Here is a 14,425-nt window from a genome sequence, read left to right on the forward strand (position 1 = left end):
CGGCTCGTCGCCCGCCTCCTCGCGCAGCAGGCCGATCACCTCGCCGAGCCGCTCCACCGACGCGGCCGCGCGGGCCCGGATCTCCCCGGCCGCGGCCCGGTGCGCCTCGTCGAGGCCGGGGGCCAGCTTGAGGGCACCGGCCGACAGGGCGATGAGGCTGAGGTCGTGCCCGAGGACGTCGTGCATGTCCTGGGCGATCCGGGCCCGTTCGCGGGACCGGGCCTGCTCGGCGACGAGCCGCTGCTCACGCTCCAGCCGGCCCGCCCGCTCCCAGCCCGCCCGGACGAGCTCCTGGTACTGGCGCCAGAAGCGTCCCGCGAACCACGGCAGCAGCGCGGCCACCGCCACCACCGCGACGAACCGCCCCGCCATCAGCAGCCAGGAGGGCACCAGGGCCACCGCCACCACCCCACCGGCCAGCACCGCGACGAGCACCAGGACCGTGGGCCCGGTCCTGCCCGGCTCCCGCCCCGCGAAGAACGCCGCCACGGCCGCGGGCAGGGCCCACCACATACTGACCGCGCTCAGCCCGACACAGACCGCCGCGCCGACGGCCAGAAGACTCCCCGGAGCGACGACGGCCCGCCGGACCGCACCGCTGATCATCACTCTGTCCACCCGGACGACCGTACGCAGCCGAGGAGCGCCCCGACACTGCCGAAAGTCACCGTTGCCAATGGCCCGGCGCCGGGCGCGCAGGTTCGGCAGTGATTGCCTGGTGACGGGTCGCTACTCTGAGTCGTCGGACCGGCTGAGCGGGAGGAGACACCGAATGACCGGTGCGCCCGACTACAGCCAGGGCATCGATTCCGAACGCGCTCTGAAGTTCGCGGTGCAGCGGATCCGTGGGGACCGCGCCCAGATCATCGAAGGGATCATCGAGCCCGTGACGCCGACCTGGGACCACGAACGGGCGGCCCGGGGGTCGTCCGTAGACCGGATCGAGGGCAGCGCGACCCTGTTCTCCGCGCCCGGCCACCTGGGCTACACCCACGTGGACGGCCCGCGCCCCTTCGGTGCGGTGCTGAGGCTGCCGCATCCGTTCGACCTGGACCTGGACACCAGCGGCCTGTCACCCGTGTGACCGTCGAAGTACCTAAGGGCTGCCCGTGACGGCCCTCAGACCCCCCGGTACTTCGGCACTCGTCGCTCCACGAAGCTCGCCACACCCTCATTGGCGTCCTGCGTCGTCATGTTGATCTCCTGGGCCATGGCCTCGGCGGCGAAGGCCGTCGGCCGGTCGGCGTCCAGCGACGCGTTGACGAGCTGCTTGGTCAGGGCGATCGCGCGGGTCGGCCCCTCGGCCAGCCGCTGCGCCCAGGCCCGCGCCGTCGCCGCCAGCTCCCCGTCCGCTACGACGCGGTTGACCAGTCCCAGGCGTTCCGCCTCCGCCGCCGGGAGCGAGTCGCCGAAGAACATCAGCTCCTTGGCGCGCTGCGGGCCGATCAGCCGGGGCAGCAGATACGCACCGCCGCCGTCGGGTACGAGACCACGGCGTACGAACACCTCGATGAACTTCGCCGATTCGGCGGCCAGCACCAGATCGCAGGCGAACGCGAGATGGGCGCCGAGGCCGGCCGCCGTGCCGTTGACCGCCGCGACGACGGGCTTCTCGCAGTCCAGGACCGCCGCGATCAGCCGCTGCGCGCCGAGCCGGATCGTCCGGGCCACATCGCCCGGCACCCGCTCGCCGGTCGCCGGCGTGCCGCGCAGGTCGGCGCCCGCGCAGAAGCCGCGGCCGGTGGCGGTGAGGACGACGGCCCGGACCGCCGGGTCGGCGGAGGACTCGGCGAGCAGGGCGATGACGCGTTCCCGCTGCTCCCGGGTGACGGCGTTCATCGCTTCGGGACGGTTGAGCGTGATCCAGGAGACGCCGTTGTCAGTGGCGTGGAGTACCAATGAATGGAGCGGGTCGGCGGACTCGACGGACTCGGTGATGTCTTCGGGGGAGGACGGCATGGGGCAGCTCCTGGGTGAGTGCGGTGGTGGGCGCGATGGCGAGCAGTTCGGGGATTGGCGGCGCGACCGGTCAGCGGCAGACGGCGAGCGCGTCCAGCGCCACCGCGCCCTGCCCCCGCCCGAGCACCATCAGCGGGTTGATGTCCAGCTCGGCGAGGTCGTCGCCCAGTTCCAGCGCCATCCGCTGCACCCGCAGCACGACCTCCACGAGCGCGTCCACATCGACCGGCGGACCGCCCCGTACCCCCTCCAGCAGGGCCCGGCCGCGCAGTTCGCCCAGCATCGACCGCGCCTGGTCCTCGCCGAACGGCGGCACCCGTACCGCCGCGTCGTGCAGCACCTCGACCAGCACGCCACCGAGTCCGACCGTCACCGTCGGCCCGAACAGCGCGTCCTGCGTGACGCCGACCATCATCTCGACGCCCCGCTCGACCATCTGGCAGACCAGGATCCCGTCCAGTTCGATGCCCTCGTACCGCGCGATGTCGGTCAGCTCGCGGTACGCGTCCCGCACCTGGCTCGCCGAGGTGAGCCCGACCTTGACCAGGCCCAGCTCGGTCTTGTGGGCGAGCCGGGCGCCCGACGCCTTCATGACCACCGGGTAGCCGACCAGCGCCGCGGCCCGGACGGACGCCGCGGCGCTGGTCACCAACTGCTCGCGCGGTACGCGGATTCCGTACGCCCGCAGCAGTTGCTTCGCCGCGTGCTCGCTCAGCTGGTGGCCCGGACGCATCAGTGCCTGCGCCTTGCGGAACGAGGGCGAAGGAGTGCGCGGCGCCTCGTCGAAGGGCGAGCGGTAGGAGGCGGCGAACCGGTGGTGGTCCAGGTAGGCCTTCACGGCGGTGATGCAGTTGCCGAAGGTACGGAAGGTGGCGACGCGGGACGAGCCGAGCAGCGTCGTGCGGTACGCCTCCTCCGTACCGACGGGCGAGCCCCACACCACGCACACCAGCTTGTCGGTGCTCTCCGCCGCGTCCACCAGGTCCTGCGCGAGCTTGTCGCTCATCGGGGGGAAGGGACCGGTGATCGGACAGATCAGCACCCCGACGCCGGGGGCGGCGAGTATCGCGTCGATGATCTTCCGGCCGCGCCAGTCGCCGACCGGATGGCCGCCGTTGTCGACCGGGTTCGCCACGTTCAGATAGCCGGGGATCCACTCGTGCAGCTCGCGCTGCTTCGCCTCGGACAGGGTGGGCAGGCTCAGCCCGGCGCCGGTCGCCAGGTCCGAGAAGTGCGCGCCCGTGCCGCCCGAGATCGAATACACGACGACCCCTTCGGCCTGCGGCTTCCTGGCCCGCGCGAGCAGGGCCGCGGTGTCCTGGAGTTCGTCGAGCCCGTCCACCCGGATCACGCCGAACTGCCGCATCGCCGCGTCCACCACCTGGTCGGCGCCGGTCAGCTTGCCGGTGTGTGACGCGGCCATCCTGGCCCCCGTCTCCGTACGCCCCACCTTGACCGCCACGACCGGAACCCCGGCCCGCGCCGCCCGGTCCGCGGCCAGCAGAAAGGAGCGCCCGTCCTTGAGCCCCTCCACGTAACAGGCGATGGCCCCGACCTCGGGGCGCTGCGAGAAGTACGAGATGAAGTCGGCGGTCTCCAGATCCGCCTCGTTGCCCGTGGGCGCCCAGTGCGAGAGCCGCACGCCCAGCTCCTGGAGGGTGTAGACGGGGCGGCCCTGGTGACCGGACTGGGTGATCAGCGCGATGGCCGGCCCGTCCAGGTCGTCGCGGAACTTCTCGAAGGCGTTGAGGTTGGTGTTCGGCCCGAGCAACCGCAGCCCGGACCGTTCCACCGCCGCGGCCAGCCGCGCCTGGGCGGCGGCGCCCTCCTCGCCGATCTCGGCGAACCCGGAGGCGAAGGCGACGGCGAACCGCACCTTGGCCTGCGCGAGTTCCTCGATCACCGGGAGCGGGTCGCCGACCAGCAGCACGGCCAGATCGACCTGCTCCGGCAGCTCGGCGACGGAAGGAGAACAGGCCCGCCCGAACACGGACTCCCTGGTGGGGTGCACGGGGTACAGCCGCGCCCCGACCCGCTCGGCCCAGCCGATCAGCTGCCGGGTGATGCCGGTGTTGGGCCGCCCCTCGGTGTCGGAAGCGCCGATGACGGCCACGGACTCGGGCCGGAAGAACCGGTCCAGGTCCGGCACGGCCGCGTGCAGCGGCCGGCCGCTGACATCCAGTACGCACTCCGTGGCGGCGGCGACCGTCATGCTGTGGACGGCGGCATGCGGCTCTTCGCCGCAGGCCACCACCCTGGCGCGGAAGTCGGTGGTGAGGGTGCCGTGAGTCGATCCAAGCATCGTTCCGCCCACTCCTGCTTGAGGTCCGTCGGGTGATCGTGCCCGGCCAGCCAAAAGCTGACGCTCTGTCAGGTTACTGAACTGACGGCTCGTCAGGAATGGGTGTGCAGGCAAAGGCTGAGAGACGGGGCCGACCGGAGCCGTACAACCTCCGAGTGATCTTGCCGGACCACGCAGAGCGGGACTCGGTCCACTACCGGGCCATGCGCGACATCGTCGAGCAGATGCAGGACAACGTTCCCGGGAAAATTGAGATCACCGAAGAAGGGATCGTCCACGACATGATGGCGCCCGCTGGACTTCACGAACTGACGGCACTCCGTCTTCGGACATACCTCAGGGCATCATGCGCCACCCCGACATCATGGTGATCGCCGAGACCGACATGGAGGTTGACGGCTCCCTCGACCCCCTTACCCTCATCGCCGCCATCGAGGTCGTCTGCCGGTCCAATCCGGACAACGACTGGGTGAGCAAGATGCGGGATTACCCACTGCTGGGTGTCCCCATCCACGCGATCTTCGACCCCCGTACGGGCACGGGTGCCGTCCTCTCCGAGATCCACACGACGCCGGAAGGCCCGAGGTACGCGATCCGCAAGGACTTCGTGTACGGCGAGGACGTCACCATCGGCGAGTGGACGATCTCGACCGACGGGCTGCCGCTGTACGCCTGACGCCCACGGGCGGACCCGACCCACCCGGCCTCAGCCCCTGCGCGCCGCCTTCTTGGCGATCTTCCGTGCGTCCAGGGCCAGTTCGCGCAGCATCCCGCTGATCGGGTTGGTGAAGCCGGTGAAGTACAGGCCGGGTGCCTGCTTGGGGGTGCGGCCGCCGTGGACCACCGGCCGGCCCCGGGCGTCCAGTACGCCGAGGTGGCCGACCAGCCCCTCCAGGGCCCGCCGGTAGCCGGTCGCAGCGATCACCGCGTCCGGGGTGATCCGTTCCCCGTCGGCCAGCACCACCGCGTCCCCGTCGAACGACTCGACGGCCGCCACCGGCACCACCCGGCCGCGCTTCACCGCGTCGATCAGCCCCACGTCCTGCACCGGAATGGCGCCGTCCTTGACCCGTGAGTACAGACCGGTGTCCGGGCGGGGGAGGCCCTGCGCGGCGAGGTCGGGCACGGCGATCCTGGCCATCAGGCCCGCGGCCCGGTCGACCAGCCGGACCGGCAGCCTGCGCACCAGGACGGCGGTCGCCTGGGCGGGCCAGCCCGCGGTCGAGCGGCGCACGATGTGCGGCACGGTGCGCACGGCGATCCGCACCCGGGACGCCCCGCCCTCGACCAGGTCGACGGCGATCTCCGCGCCCGTGTTGCCGATGCCGACGACGAGGACGTCCTTGCCGGCGTACGGGGCGGGGTTGCGGTAGCCGGAGGCGTGGACCAGATCGCCGGTGAAGGTGTCGAGGCCGGACCAGTCGGGGATGCGCGGGGTGTGGTTGAAGCCGGTGGCGACGACGACGGCCCGGCCGGTCAGCACCCGGCCACCGGTCGCGGTCAGCTGCCAGTCCTTGCCGTCCGGGGCGCGGTCGATCCGGGACACCTCGACGCCCGTCACCACCTCCAGCTCATGGTGCTCGGCGTACTTGTCCAGATAGCGCACCACATCGTCCCTGGACACCCAGCGCCCGAACCGGCGCGGCATCGCGAGCCCCGGCAGCGCGGACCGGCGGCGGGTCGTGTGGAGGTGCAGCCGGTCGTAGTGACCGCGCCAGGACGCCCCCACGTTCCCGGACTTCTCCAGCACGACCGCCCGTACGCCCTGCTCCCGCAGGGCCGCGGCGGCGGCGAGACCGCCCGGACCGCCACCGATGACGTATACGGGCCGGTCCTCGGTGAGGTCGGTCTGGGCCGATATGGAGCTACCGGCGGTAAGTGCGCTGTCGGGCATGGTTCGGAGCGTAATCGCGCACCCGGTTGATGGGTCTCGGTCAAGACCGGAATCGATTGCGAATTGATCACGCGTGTAAGCCCTTTGTTGAATCGCGCCCATCTCATGCGTACTTCCTGAGCACTCCTTGCGCGCCTCTTGCGCGAGTCGCCCGGCATCAGGTGAACTGACGTACCGTCAGATTCAGTGAACGGGAGTCCACGGGAGGCCCCATGCAGACGATCTGGCTCGGCGGAGCCGAGTGGCTCGCCGTTCTCCGGATAGGCCTCGGCCTGTGGTGGCTGGAGAGCTGGCGGCACAAGGACAAGAAGGGCTGGTTCGAGCGCGGTACGGGCATCGCCTGGGCCGCGGACGTCGCGGGCAAGCACCGGTGGGCGGCCGTACGCACCGGCTTCCGGCGGATCGTCGCCCCGCGCCCGAAGGCCATGGCCTATCTCGTCGTGTACGCCGAACTCGCCCTGGGCCTGGGCCTGATCGCCGGTTTCCTCACGCCCGTGGCGCTCGTCGCCGGGCTGCTCCTCAACCTTCTCTATCTCGTGCTGATGATCCACGACTGGGCCGAGCAGGGGCAGAACGCGATGATGGCGCTCATCTCGCTCGTCGCGCTGTTCGCGATGTCCTGGCAGACCTGGTCCCTCGACGAAGCGATCGGACTCTTCCTGTGACCGCGGCCGCCGTACGTTTCGACCTTCCCGAGCCCGACGCCTTCACCCGCCCGTACTGGGACGCCGCCGCCCAGGGGCAGTTGCTGCTGCGCCGCTGCCGCGACTGCGGGCGCGCGCACCACTACCCGCGCGAGTTCTGCCCGCACTGCTGGAGCGAGGACGTCGCCTGGGAGCGGGCGAGCGGAAACGCCACGCTCTACACCTGGTCCGTCGTCCACCGCAACGACCTGCCACCGTTCGGCGCCCGCGTCCCGTACGTCGCCGCCGTGGTCGACCTGGCCGAGGGGCCGCGGATGATGACGGAGATCGTGGGGTGCGAGGAGTCCGGTCTCGCCATCGGCATGGCGTTGCGGGTGACCTTCCGGCGGGAGGAGGGGGAGGAGGCCGTTGCGGTCTTCCGCCCCTGAAGCCGCACCCGTTGCGGCCCGGCACGAATCAGCGCGATTCGGCGCGGCCCGGTGCCGGGCCCGGCGCGAATCAGCGCGGCTCGATGCCGCGCAGCTTGCGCCGTTCGCGGAAGTTCGGGTGGCGTACGACCACACCGCCCATGCCGCAGGAGCCCGTCAGCCGGAGCAGCGGGGCGCCGGGGGTCCGCTCGTCCGTCGTCTTGTCCTTCAGGCCGCCGAGCCCCTGGTCCAGGTTGTCGGTGTGCACGGTCCAGCCCTCCGGGATCACGATCTTCACCCCGGCCATCTCGCCGCGCACTTCCAGCGCGATCTCGCGCAGCCGGCACTCGGCACGGGTGAAGTCGATCCGGACGCCGCCGATGCCGCCCTGGGCACGTATCGCCGGGGGCACCTTCCAGACGCCCGAGCGTGTCACGCCGTGCATGCCCCCCTTGAGGACCAGCGGCTCACCGGTGGCCACCTCGATGGGCACCAGGTCCTCGGTGAGCGGGGCCAGTTCGGCGTAGGTCTTGGCGGAGAGCGCCTGCCCGAGCCGGGTGTCCAGCTCGTCCATGTCGATGCGACCCTCGGCCGCCGCCTCGCGCAACTGCTCGACCACCGCCTCGCGATCGGCGTCCGAAGCGCGCATACGGTCGGCGGAACGGGCGGGCTCAGCAGTCATGGCAGCGATGATACGGGCGGGGGCGGCCCGGATCCCAGTGACGGAGCCCCTGACGGTTGACGCGGTCCGGTGGGGGAACCGGACAGCTGTCGGCCGCGTGGTCGCTGGTGCCACGGGGTGCCACGGGGTGCCACCGGCCCTCCCCGCGTCACAGCCCCGCAGCCCCCCACACCGGGAACCACCGGGCCAGATCCTTCTCCATCCGCAGGTCGTCCCCGAGCACCGCCCTGACCTGCAACTCCAGCTGGTTGTCCCGCCTCTCCACGCCGCCGGGCAGCGGGGCGAACGGGTAGAACGTGCCGCGCTTGTAGAGATAGACCAGGGCCAGCGGCCGGTCCCGCTCGTCCCGGAAGCCGATCAGGGAGCAGAGCAGGTGCGGCCCGAACCCACCGTCCTGGAGCAGGGTGTTGACCGCGTGCAGGTCGTTGACCAGGGCGGCGGTGTCGTCGGCCGGACGGCGGGAGAGCAGCCAGGTGTAGCCGTACGGGTCCCGGCTGAACTCCACCGGGATGCCGCCGCGGCCGGTGTCGGCGTCGAGCAGTTCGCGTACGTCCTGTTCGATGCGGGCGAAGGTGCCGCCCTCGACACCCGCGAAGCAGACCGAGCCGAGTCCGGTCGGCGTGAAGCCCGCGCCCGCCTGGAGGGTGAGCGCGGCGGAGGGTACGGCGAAGAGCTGGTCGAGGTCGGGACGGACCGGTTTGCTGCGGCCGAGGATGGTGTCGAGGAGACCCATGGGCGTTCCTTACGGACGGGCGAGGTCGGCGGAGATCCGGGCCAGCTGGTCCAGACGCTGTTCGAGGGTCGGGTGGGAGGAGAGCAGCCGGCTCAGGCTCTCCTTGGAGGAGAACGCGGGGACGAAGTAGAAGGCGTTGTACGGCTGCGCCTTGCGCAGGTCCTCGGTCGGGATGCGGGCCATCTGGCCGCTCACCTTGGTGAGGGCGGAGGCGAGCGCGGAGGGGCGGCCGGTGAGCAGGGCGGCGGTGCGGTCGGCGGAGAGCTCGCGGTAGCGGGAGAGCAGCCGGGTCAGCAGGAAGCTCAGGGCGTACACGACCGCGCTGACCAGCGGGATCAGCATGATCGCGATGCCGATGGGATCGCTGCTCCGGCTGTTGCGGGAGAGGCCGCCCCACAGGGCGGCCCGGGTGATGATGCCGGCGAGCACGCCGAGGAACGAGGCGATCGTCATGACGGCGACATCACGGTGCGCGACATGCGACATCTCGTGCGCGAGCACCCCCTCCAGCTCCGGAGGATCGAGTCTGCGCAGCAGTCCGGTGGTGGCGCAGACGAGAGCGGTCTTCTCGCCGCGGCCGGTCGCGAAGGCGTTCGGTACGTCGCTGCGGGCGATGGCCACGCGCGGTTTCGGCATGTCGGCAAGAGCACAGATCCGGTCGACGGCGCCGTGCAGCTCCGGTGCCTCCTCCGGGGTGACTTCACGGGCCCCCATGCTGAACGCCGCGATGCGGTCGCTGAACCAGAACTGCGCGATGAACATGCCGCCGACGAAGATCAGGATGATCGGCCAGGCGCCGCGCAGCACGGCGAGCAGTACGCCGACCAGGACCACGTACAGCAGGCCGATCAGGAACATGGTGCCGACCATGCGTGTGGTCAACCCGCTGTCCGGGGCGTAACGGGAACGGGTACGGGTTCGGCTCATTTTCGCCTCCAGCAACCCTTGGTGCCTTCCATCTTGCCCCTTTCATATGGAAAGCGGGGACAATCGATACGGGGGATTGGGCCCTGCTCGGTGGCCGGAACGCACCCCGCAATCGGGTGGCTCGAAATGCCCGCTCGATCCGGCGGGCGGAAAATGGATCTCTCCGGGGACATTTGGCCGAACAACACCTGGACCCATTAGGTGCCTGGGGCATCTAGTGGGCGGAGATCGGTAGGACTCACCCATCTCTTTGCGAGGTCCGCCATGGCAGATGCCGAGACCGTCTCGTTTCCGCAGAACCGCACCTGTCCGTATCACCCGCCGACGGGATATCGCGGCGAGCACCGGGGGCAGCGGCCGGTGTCCCCGGCCCGGCTCTTCGACGGCCGTACGGTGTGGCTGGTGACCGGGCACGCCGAGGCGCGTTCGCTCCTGGTGGACCAGCGACTGTCGTCCGACCGGGAGCACCCCTCGTTCCCGTTCTTCGCCGAGCGGCTGGCCGCGAGCTCCCTGCGGCGCGTCGAGCTGCTCGGTGTCGACGACCCGGAGCACAACGTCCAGCGCCGGATGCTGATCCCGAGCTTCACGGTCAAGCGGACGGCCTCGCTCCGGCCACAGATCCAGGAGACCGTGGACCGGCTGCTCGACACGATGGCCGAGCAGGGCCCGCCGGCCGATCTGATCGACTCCTTCGCCCTGCCCGTGCCCTCCATGGTCATCTGCGCGCTGCTCGGGGTGCCCTACGGCGACCACGAGTTCTTCGAGGCGCAGTCGCGCAAGCTGCTCCGCGGCCCGGCGGCAGCGGACGTCGAGGCCGCGCGGGACGCACTCGACGACTACTTCGGCGTGCTGATCGAGAAGAAGCGGGCCGCCCCCGGCGAAGGGCTGCTCGACGAGCTCATCGTCAAGCAGCTGGAGACCGGGGCCGTGGACCGCGACGAGCTGGTGCGGCTGGCCCAGATCCTGCTCGTCGCCGGGCACGAGACGACCGCGAACATGATCTCGCTCGGCACGTTCACGCTGCTCCAGCACCCCGACCAGCTGGCCCGGATGCGTGAATCCGACGGCCTGATGACTTCCGCGGTCGAGGAGCTGCTCCGCTTCCTGTCCATCGCCGACGGAATCTCGCGGGTGGCCGTTCAGGACGTCGAAGTCGGCGGGGTGACCATCCGGGCGGGGGACGGCGTCATCCTGACCACATCGGTGATCAACCGGGACGAGTCCGTGTACCCCTCACCGGACGAGCTGGACCTCGGCCGGAACGCGCGCAATCACGTCGCTTTCGGGTTCGGAATCCATCAGTGCCTGGGACAGAATCTGGCGCGGGCCGAGCTGGAGATCGCGCTGCCCGCGCTGTTCGACCGCCTTCCGGGACTGCGGCTGGCGGTACCCGCCGAAGAAATTCCGTTCAAGCCGGGTGACACCATTCAGGGCCTGCTCGAAATGCCCGTGACATGGTGATCGGAATACGACCGGAAGGCCCTGCTGGGATGAAGATCAATATCGACAGGAACCGGTGCATCGGCGCGGGTCAGTGCGCGCTCACCGCACCGAAGGTGTTCACTCAGGACGACGACGGGTTCAGCGAACTGCTGCCCGGCCACGAGGAGGCCCTCGACGGTGCCACGGTGCGGGAGGCCGTCCGCGTCTGCCCGGTGGAGGCGATCACCATCGAATGACGGCCGGCGGACCGTGCCCGTGCGGCTGGTTCCGTGCGGGCACGGCCGGGCTACGGCCAGAGCAGTTCCCGGGTCCAGGCCGTGTTTTGCCTGCGGTAGCGCAGCCGTACGTGCCGGCGCCCCGCGTCGCCCTGGAAGAACTCGACCTCCTGCGGCTCGACCACGTACCGGGTCCAGCTCGCGACCGCCGTGTCCGGCTCGGCCCGCGCCCGTTCCCAGGCGGCGTCGGCGGTGCGGGTCAGCTCCTCCCGCGAACCCAGTACCTCGCTCTGCGACCCGGTCAGCGCCGACGCCAGCGCCCCGGTCGAGCGGGCGCGCAGGTCGGCCCGGCTCTCGGCGGGAGTGCATGCGGTGACCGGGCCCCGCACCCGTACCTGCCGGCCCTGCACCGGCCAGTAGAAGCTGAGCGCCGCGTACGGCCGGGCGGCGAGCTGGCGGCCCTTCGCGCTGGTGCGGTGGGTGGCGAAGTGCCAGCCGCGCCCGTCCGCGTCGTGCAGCATCAGCGTCCGCACGTCCGGATGCCCCTCGGCGTCCACGGTGGCCAGCGACATGGTGTGCGGCTCCACCTGCCCGGCGGCCACCGCCTCGGCGAACCAGCTGTGAAAGAGGGCGAGCGGGGCAGGTGGCGCGGCGGCCGGATCGAAGCCGGGAAGCTCCACGTCCCAGACACGCTGGGCATGGAGCAGGTCCAGGAAGCTCTGGTGTGCGTCGGTCATGCCCCCCATTGCAGCGTATGGCCGGTACGGGGCCGACGAGACGATCGCTGTAGCGCAGCGGGACACGCAGGGCTACACTGGTGTGCATGAAGACCATCACCCAGCGCGAGTTCCGGAACAACTCCGCCGAAGTCATGAACGCCGTGGAGGCGGGCGAGGTCTTTCACATCACCCGCAACGGCATAGAGGTCGCCGAACTGCGGCCGCTCACCCGGAAACGGCAGCTGAGCTCGGAGGAGCTGGTGGCAAGGCACCGGCGGCTGCCCCGTGTGGACGGCGCGCAGATGCGCCGTGAGGCCGATGCGTTCTTCGGGGCCGAGGACCGGGTCGGGGACGACGACCCGTGGGAGCGCGAGCGTGGCTGAACGGCATGCCGTGGGCGTTCTCGACACCTGCACGTACATCGACCTCGATCTGCTGAGTGCGGAGGACCTGCCCGTCCTCCCGGCGCTCACCGCCGTGACGATGGCCGAGCTCCAGCAAGGTGTGGCAATGGCCCGGGATCCCGGCGCGCGGGTGGCCCGGATGGAGAAACTCGGCGCCGCAGTCGCCGACTTCGAACCGCTTCCCTTCGACGGGGAGGCCGCCGCCCGCTACGGGAGCCTGGTGGCGCTGGTGATCGCCGCCCGGCGCGATCCCCGGCCCCGGCGCATGGACCTGATGATCGCGTCCATCGCCTCGGTCAGGGGGTTGCCGCTCTATACGCGCAACGCGGCCGACTTCAAGGGGCTGGAGGGGGCCCTCACCGTCGTCCCGGTGTGATCGGCGGCCACGGAGCCCCGCCCCCTCACCCCCGCCCCAGCACCACCGTCCCCGACGAGCAGAACCAGCCGCCCGTCCCCGACGCCACCGCCAGCTCCGGAAGCCTGCCGCCCGCCCTGCGCACCTGGCCTTCGCCCGCCTCGCCGCGCAGTTGGCGCACCGCCTCCACCAGCAGGAACAGCCCGCGCATCCCGGGGTGGCAGGCGGACAGGCCGCCGCCGTCGGTGTTCACCGGCAGCTCGCCGGTGAGCCCGGTCCGGCCCTTCTCCACGAACGCGCCGCCCTCGCCCTTCGCGCAGAAACCCAGGTCCTCCAGCGTCACCAGCGTCATGTAGGTGAACGCGTCGTAGATCTCGGCGAGGTCGATGTCCGCGGGCCGCACCCCGGCCCGTTCGAACGCCAGGCGTCCCGAGACCGCCGCGGGGGAGACCGTGAAGTCGTCCCACTCGGACATGGCGGAGTGCGAGACGTGCTCACCCGTGCCGAGGATCCACACCGGCGCCTTCGCCGTGTCCGGCACGTACTCCTCGGCGGCCAGCAGCACCGCGCAGCCGCCGTCGCTGCGGATGCAGCAGTGCAGTTTGGTGAACGGGTCCGCGATCATCGGCCCCGACAGCACGTCGTCCACCGTGACCGGGTCCCGGAACATCGCGTCCGGGTTGGCCGCCGCGTTCGCCCGCGCCTGCACCGCGACCTCGGCGAGCTGCTCCAGGGTCGTCCCGTACTCGTGCATGTGACGGCGGGCGGCCATCGCGTACTTGGCGATCAGCGAGTGCCCGTACGGCACCTCGAACTGGAGCGGGCCGCGCGCGCCGAAGGAGAGGTTGGAGGTCCGCCGGCCCGCCTTGATGTCGGCGCGCGCCGTCGACCCGTAGACCAGCAGTACGGCGTTGGCGTGCCCCGCCGCGATGGCGTCCGCCGCATGGGCCGCCATCACCTCCCAGGTCGAGCCGCCGACCGCGGTGGAGTCCACCCACGTGGGTTTCAGGCCCAGGTACTCGGCGACCTCGACCGGGGCGAGCGTGCCGAGTCCGGCGGAGGCGAAACCGTCGACGACGGACCGGTCCAGCCCCGAATCGGCCAGCGCCCGGCGGGCGGCCTGGGCGTGCAGGGCGTACGGCGTGGCCGTCTCGACGCGCCCGCAGTCGGCGAGGGATATGCCGACGACAGCGACCTTGCGGTGGGAAGAAGGCATGAATCTGACGGTACATCAGATCGACGCATGGGGGCACCGCCCGGCGGGGCGGGGATCTTCCGGCCCCTCCCGTGCGCGGCTCTGGGCATCTCGCGGATTCGCCCCTAGCATGACGCACCGTCAGATCGGGGGCTTCCGGCCCCTGAGGGGAAGGAGCCCGACGATGGATGCCGCCTTCACCGCGGAACAGGACGAGATCCGCCGCACCTTGCGCGAACTGCTGGCCGAACACTGCGCACCCGACGACATCAGGAGCGCGGTGCGGACCGCCGACGGGTACGACGCGGACCTGTGGCGACGGCTCGCCCAGGACCTCGGACTGCCCGGACTCGCCCTCCCGCAGGAGTACGGAGGTGTCGGCTGCGGCCTCACCGAGCTCGCCGTCGCCTGCGAGGAGACCGGCCGCGCCCTGCTGCCCTCGCCCCTGATCGCCACCGCCGCACTCGCCGCGCCCCTGATCGCCGCACTCGGCACCGACGCCCAGCGCACCGCGCTGCTGCCGCGCATCGCGGCGGGCGGGCTGAC

Annotated in this window: 17 protein-coding genes and 1 pseudogene; 9 read left to right on the plus strand and 9 right to left on the minus strand. The window is 71.2% G+C overall.

Annotated elements, in window-relative coordinates; genetic code table 11:
- On the minus strand, positions 1-513 hold a 513-nt coding region (locus ABZY11_RS36525), incomplete at its 3' end, for a histidine kinase dimerization/phosphoacceptor domain-containing protein (protein WP_356483306.1).
- A gap of 259 nt (positions 514-772) precedes the next feature.
- On the opposite strand from ABZY11_RS36525, the gene ABZY11_RS36530 reads away from it, so the two are divergent.
- The gene (locus ABZY11_RS36530; RefSeq protein ID WP_356483290.1) at positions 773-1,084 is read left to right on the plus strand and encodes a hypothetical protein; all 312 of its coding nucleotides are present in this window, start codon (positions 773-775) and stop codon (positions 1,082-1,084) included.
- A gap of 35 nt (positions 1,085-1,119) precedes the next feature.
- On the opposite strand, the gene ABZY11_RS36535 is transcribed toward ABZY11_RS36530, so the two are convergent.
- Positions 1,120-1,959 carry an enoyl-CoA hydratase-related protein gene (locus tag ABZY11_RS36535; protein WP_356483291.1) on the minus strand — a complete coding sequence of 280 codons (840 nt, stop codon included), beginning with the start codon at positions 1,957-1,959 and terminating at the stop codon, positions 1,120-1,122.
- 70 nt (positions 1,960-2,029) lie between these two features.
- The gene (locus tag ABZY11_RS36540) at positions 2,030-4,261 is read right to left on the minus strand and encodes an acetate--CoA ligase family protein (RefSeq protein ID WP_356483292.1); all 2,232 of its coding nucleotides are present in this window, start codon (positions 4,259-4,261) and stop codon (positions 2,030-2,032) included.
- Positions 4,262-4,464: 203 nt separating this feature from the next.
- Between ABZY11_RS36540 and ABZY11_RS36545 the strand changes: the two are divergent.
- Positions 4,465-4,937, plus strand: a pseudogene (locus ABZY11_RS36545) (Uma2 family endonuclease).
- A gap of 30 nt (positions 4,938-4,967) precedes the next feature.
- Here ABZY11_RS36545 and ABZY11_RS36550 read toward each other — a convergent pair.
- The gene (locus ABZY11_RS36550; RefSeq protein WP_356483293.1) at positions 4,968-6,155 is read right to left on the minus strand and encodes an NAD(P)/FAD-dependent oxidoreductase; all 1,188 of its coding nucleotides are present in this window, start codon (positions 6,153-6,155) and stop codon (positions 4,968-4,970) included.
- Positions 6,156-6,367: 212 nt separating this feature from the next.
- Between ABZY11_RS36550 and ABZY11_RS36555 the strand changes: the two genes are divergently transcribed.
- Together ABZY11_RS36555 and ABZY11_RS36560 are read left to right on the plus strand one after the other, a co-directional pair.
- Positions 6,368-6,820, plus strand: coding sequence for a DoxX family protein (locus ABZY11_RS36555; protein WP_356483294.1), 453 nt, complete (start codon positions 6,368-6,370; stop codon positions 6,818-6,820).
- Entirely contained in the window at positions 6,817-7,227 is a 411-nt protein-coding gene (locus tag ABZY11_RS36560; protein WP_356483295.1) for a Zn-ribbon domain-containing OB-fold protein, read from the plus strand. The genes ABZY11_RS36555 and ABZY11_RS36560 overlap by 4 nt, the downstream gene beginning before the upstream one ends.
- A 70-nt stretch (positions 7,228-7,297) precedes the next feature.
- Here ABZY11_RS36560 and ABZY11_RS36565 read toward each other — a convergent pair whose 3' ends face one another.
- The 3 genes from ABZY11_RS36565 to htpX all read right to left on the minus strand — a co-directional run bounded on the left by ABZY11_RS36565 (position 7,298) and on the right by htpX (position 9,548).
- A complete protein-coding gene (locus ABZY11_RS36565) occupies positions 7,298-7,888 on the minus strand; it encodes a DUF1707 domain-containing protein (protein ID WP_356483296.1) in 591 nt (196 codons plus the stop codon).
- 148 nt (positions 7,889-8,036) lie between these two features.
- On the minus strand, positions 8,037-8,621 hold the full coding sequence (locus tag ABZY11_RS36570) for a hypothetical protein (RefSeq protein ID WP_356483297.1): 585 nt from the start codon (positions 8,619-8,621) through the stop codon (positions 8,037-8,039).
- A gap of 9 nt (positions 8,622-8,630) precedes the next feature.
- Positions 8,631-9,548 carry a zinc metalloprotease HtpX gene (htpX, locus tag ABZY11_RS36575; protein WP_356483298.1) on the minus strand — a complete coding sequence of 306 codons (918 nt, stop codon included), beginning with the start codon at positions 9,546-9,548 and terminating at the stop codon, positions 8,631-8,633.
- A gap of 264 nt (positions 9,549-9,812) precedes the next feature.
- On the opposite strand from htpX, the gene ABZY11_RS36580 reads away from it, so the two are divergent.
- Positions 9,813-11,009 (plus strand): cytochrome P450, encoded by a 1,197-nt coding sequence (locus tag ABZY11_RS36580; RefSeq protein WP_356483299.1) that lies wholly within the window; start codon positions 9,813-9,815, stop codon positions 11,007-11,009.
- A gap of 29 nt (positions 11,010-11,038) precedes the next feature.
- Positions 11,039-11,227, plus strand: a complete 189-nt coding sequence (locus tag ABZY11_RS36585; protein WP_356483300.1) for a ferredoxin — start codon at positions 11,039-11,041, stop codon at positions 11,225-11,227.
- Between the two features lie 50 nt (positions 11,228-11,277).
- On the opposite strand, the gene ABZY11_RS36590 is transcribed toward ABZY11_RS36585, so the two are convergent.
- A complete protein-coding gene (locus tag ABZY11_RS36590) occupies positions 11,278-11,943 on the minus strand; it encodes a pyridoxal 5'-phosphate synthase (protein WP_356483301.1) in 666 nt (221 codons plus the stop codon).
- A gap of 86 nt (positions 11,944-12,029) precedes the next feature.
- On the opposite strand from ABZY11_RS36590, the gene ABZY11_RS36595 reads away from it, so the two are divergent.
- Positions 12,030-12,308 carry a type II toxin-antitoxin system prevent-host-death family antitoxin gene (locus ABZY11_RS36595; RefSeq protein ID WP_356483302.1) on the plus strand — a complete coding sequence of 93 codons (279 nt, stop codon included), beginning with the start codon at positions 12,030-12,032 and terminating at the stop codon, positions 12,306-12,308.
- A complete protein-coding gene (locus tag ABZY11_RS36600) occupies positions 12,301-12,705 on the plus strand; it encodes a type II toxin-antitoxin system VapC family toxin (RefSeq protein ID WP_356483303.1) in 405 nt (134 codons plus the stop codon). Before ABZY11_RS36595 ends, ABZY11_RS36600 begins: the two co-directional genes overlap by 8 nt.
- Positions 12,706-12,730: 25 nt before the next feature.
- Here the strand turns inward: ABZY11_RS36600 and ABZY11_RS36605 are convergent, their stop codons facing one another.
- Complete coding sequence (locus tag ABZY11_RS36605) at positions 12,731-13,900, minus strand: acetyl-CoA acetyltransferase (RefSeq protein WP_356483304.1); 1,170 nt, start codon at positions 13,898-13,900, stop codon at positions 12,731-12,733.
- A gap of 163 nt (positions 13,901-14,063) precedes the next feature.
- Here ABZY11_RS36605 and ABZY11_RS36610 point away from each other — a divergent pair.
- On the plus strand, positions 14,064-14,425 hold a 362-nt coding region (locus ABZY11_RS36610; protein ID WP_356483305.1), incomplete at its 3' end, for an acyl-CoA dehydrogenase family protein.

The sequence above is a fragment of the Streptomyces sp. NPDC006510 genome (assembly GCF_040611955.1).
In the GTDB taxonomy this organism is placed as follows: domain Bacteria; phylum Actinomycetota; class Actinomycetes; order Streptomycetales; family Streptomycetaceae; genus Streptomyces.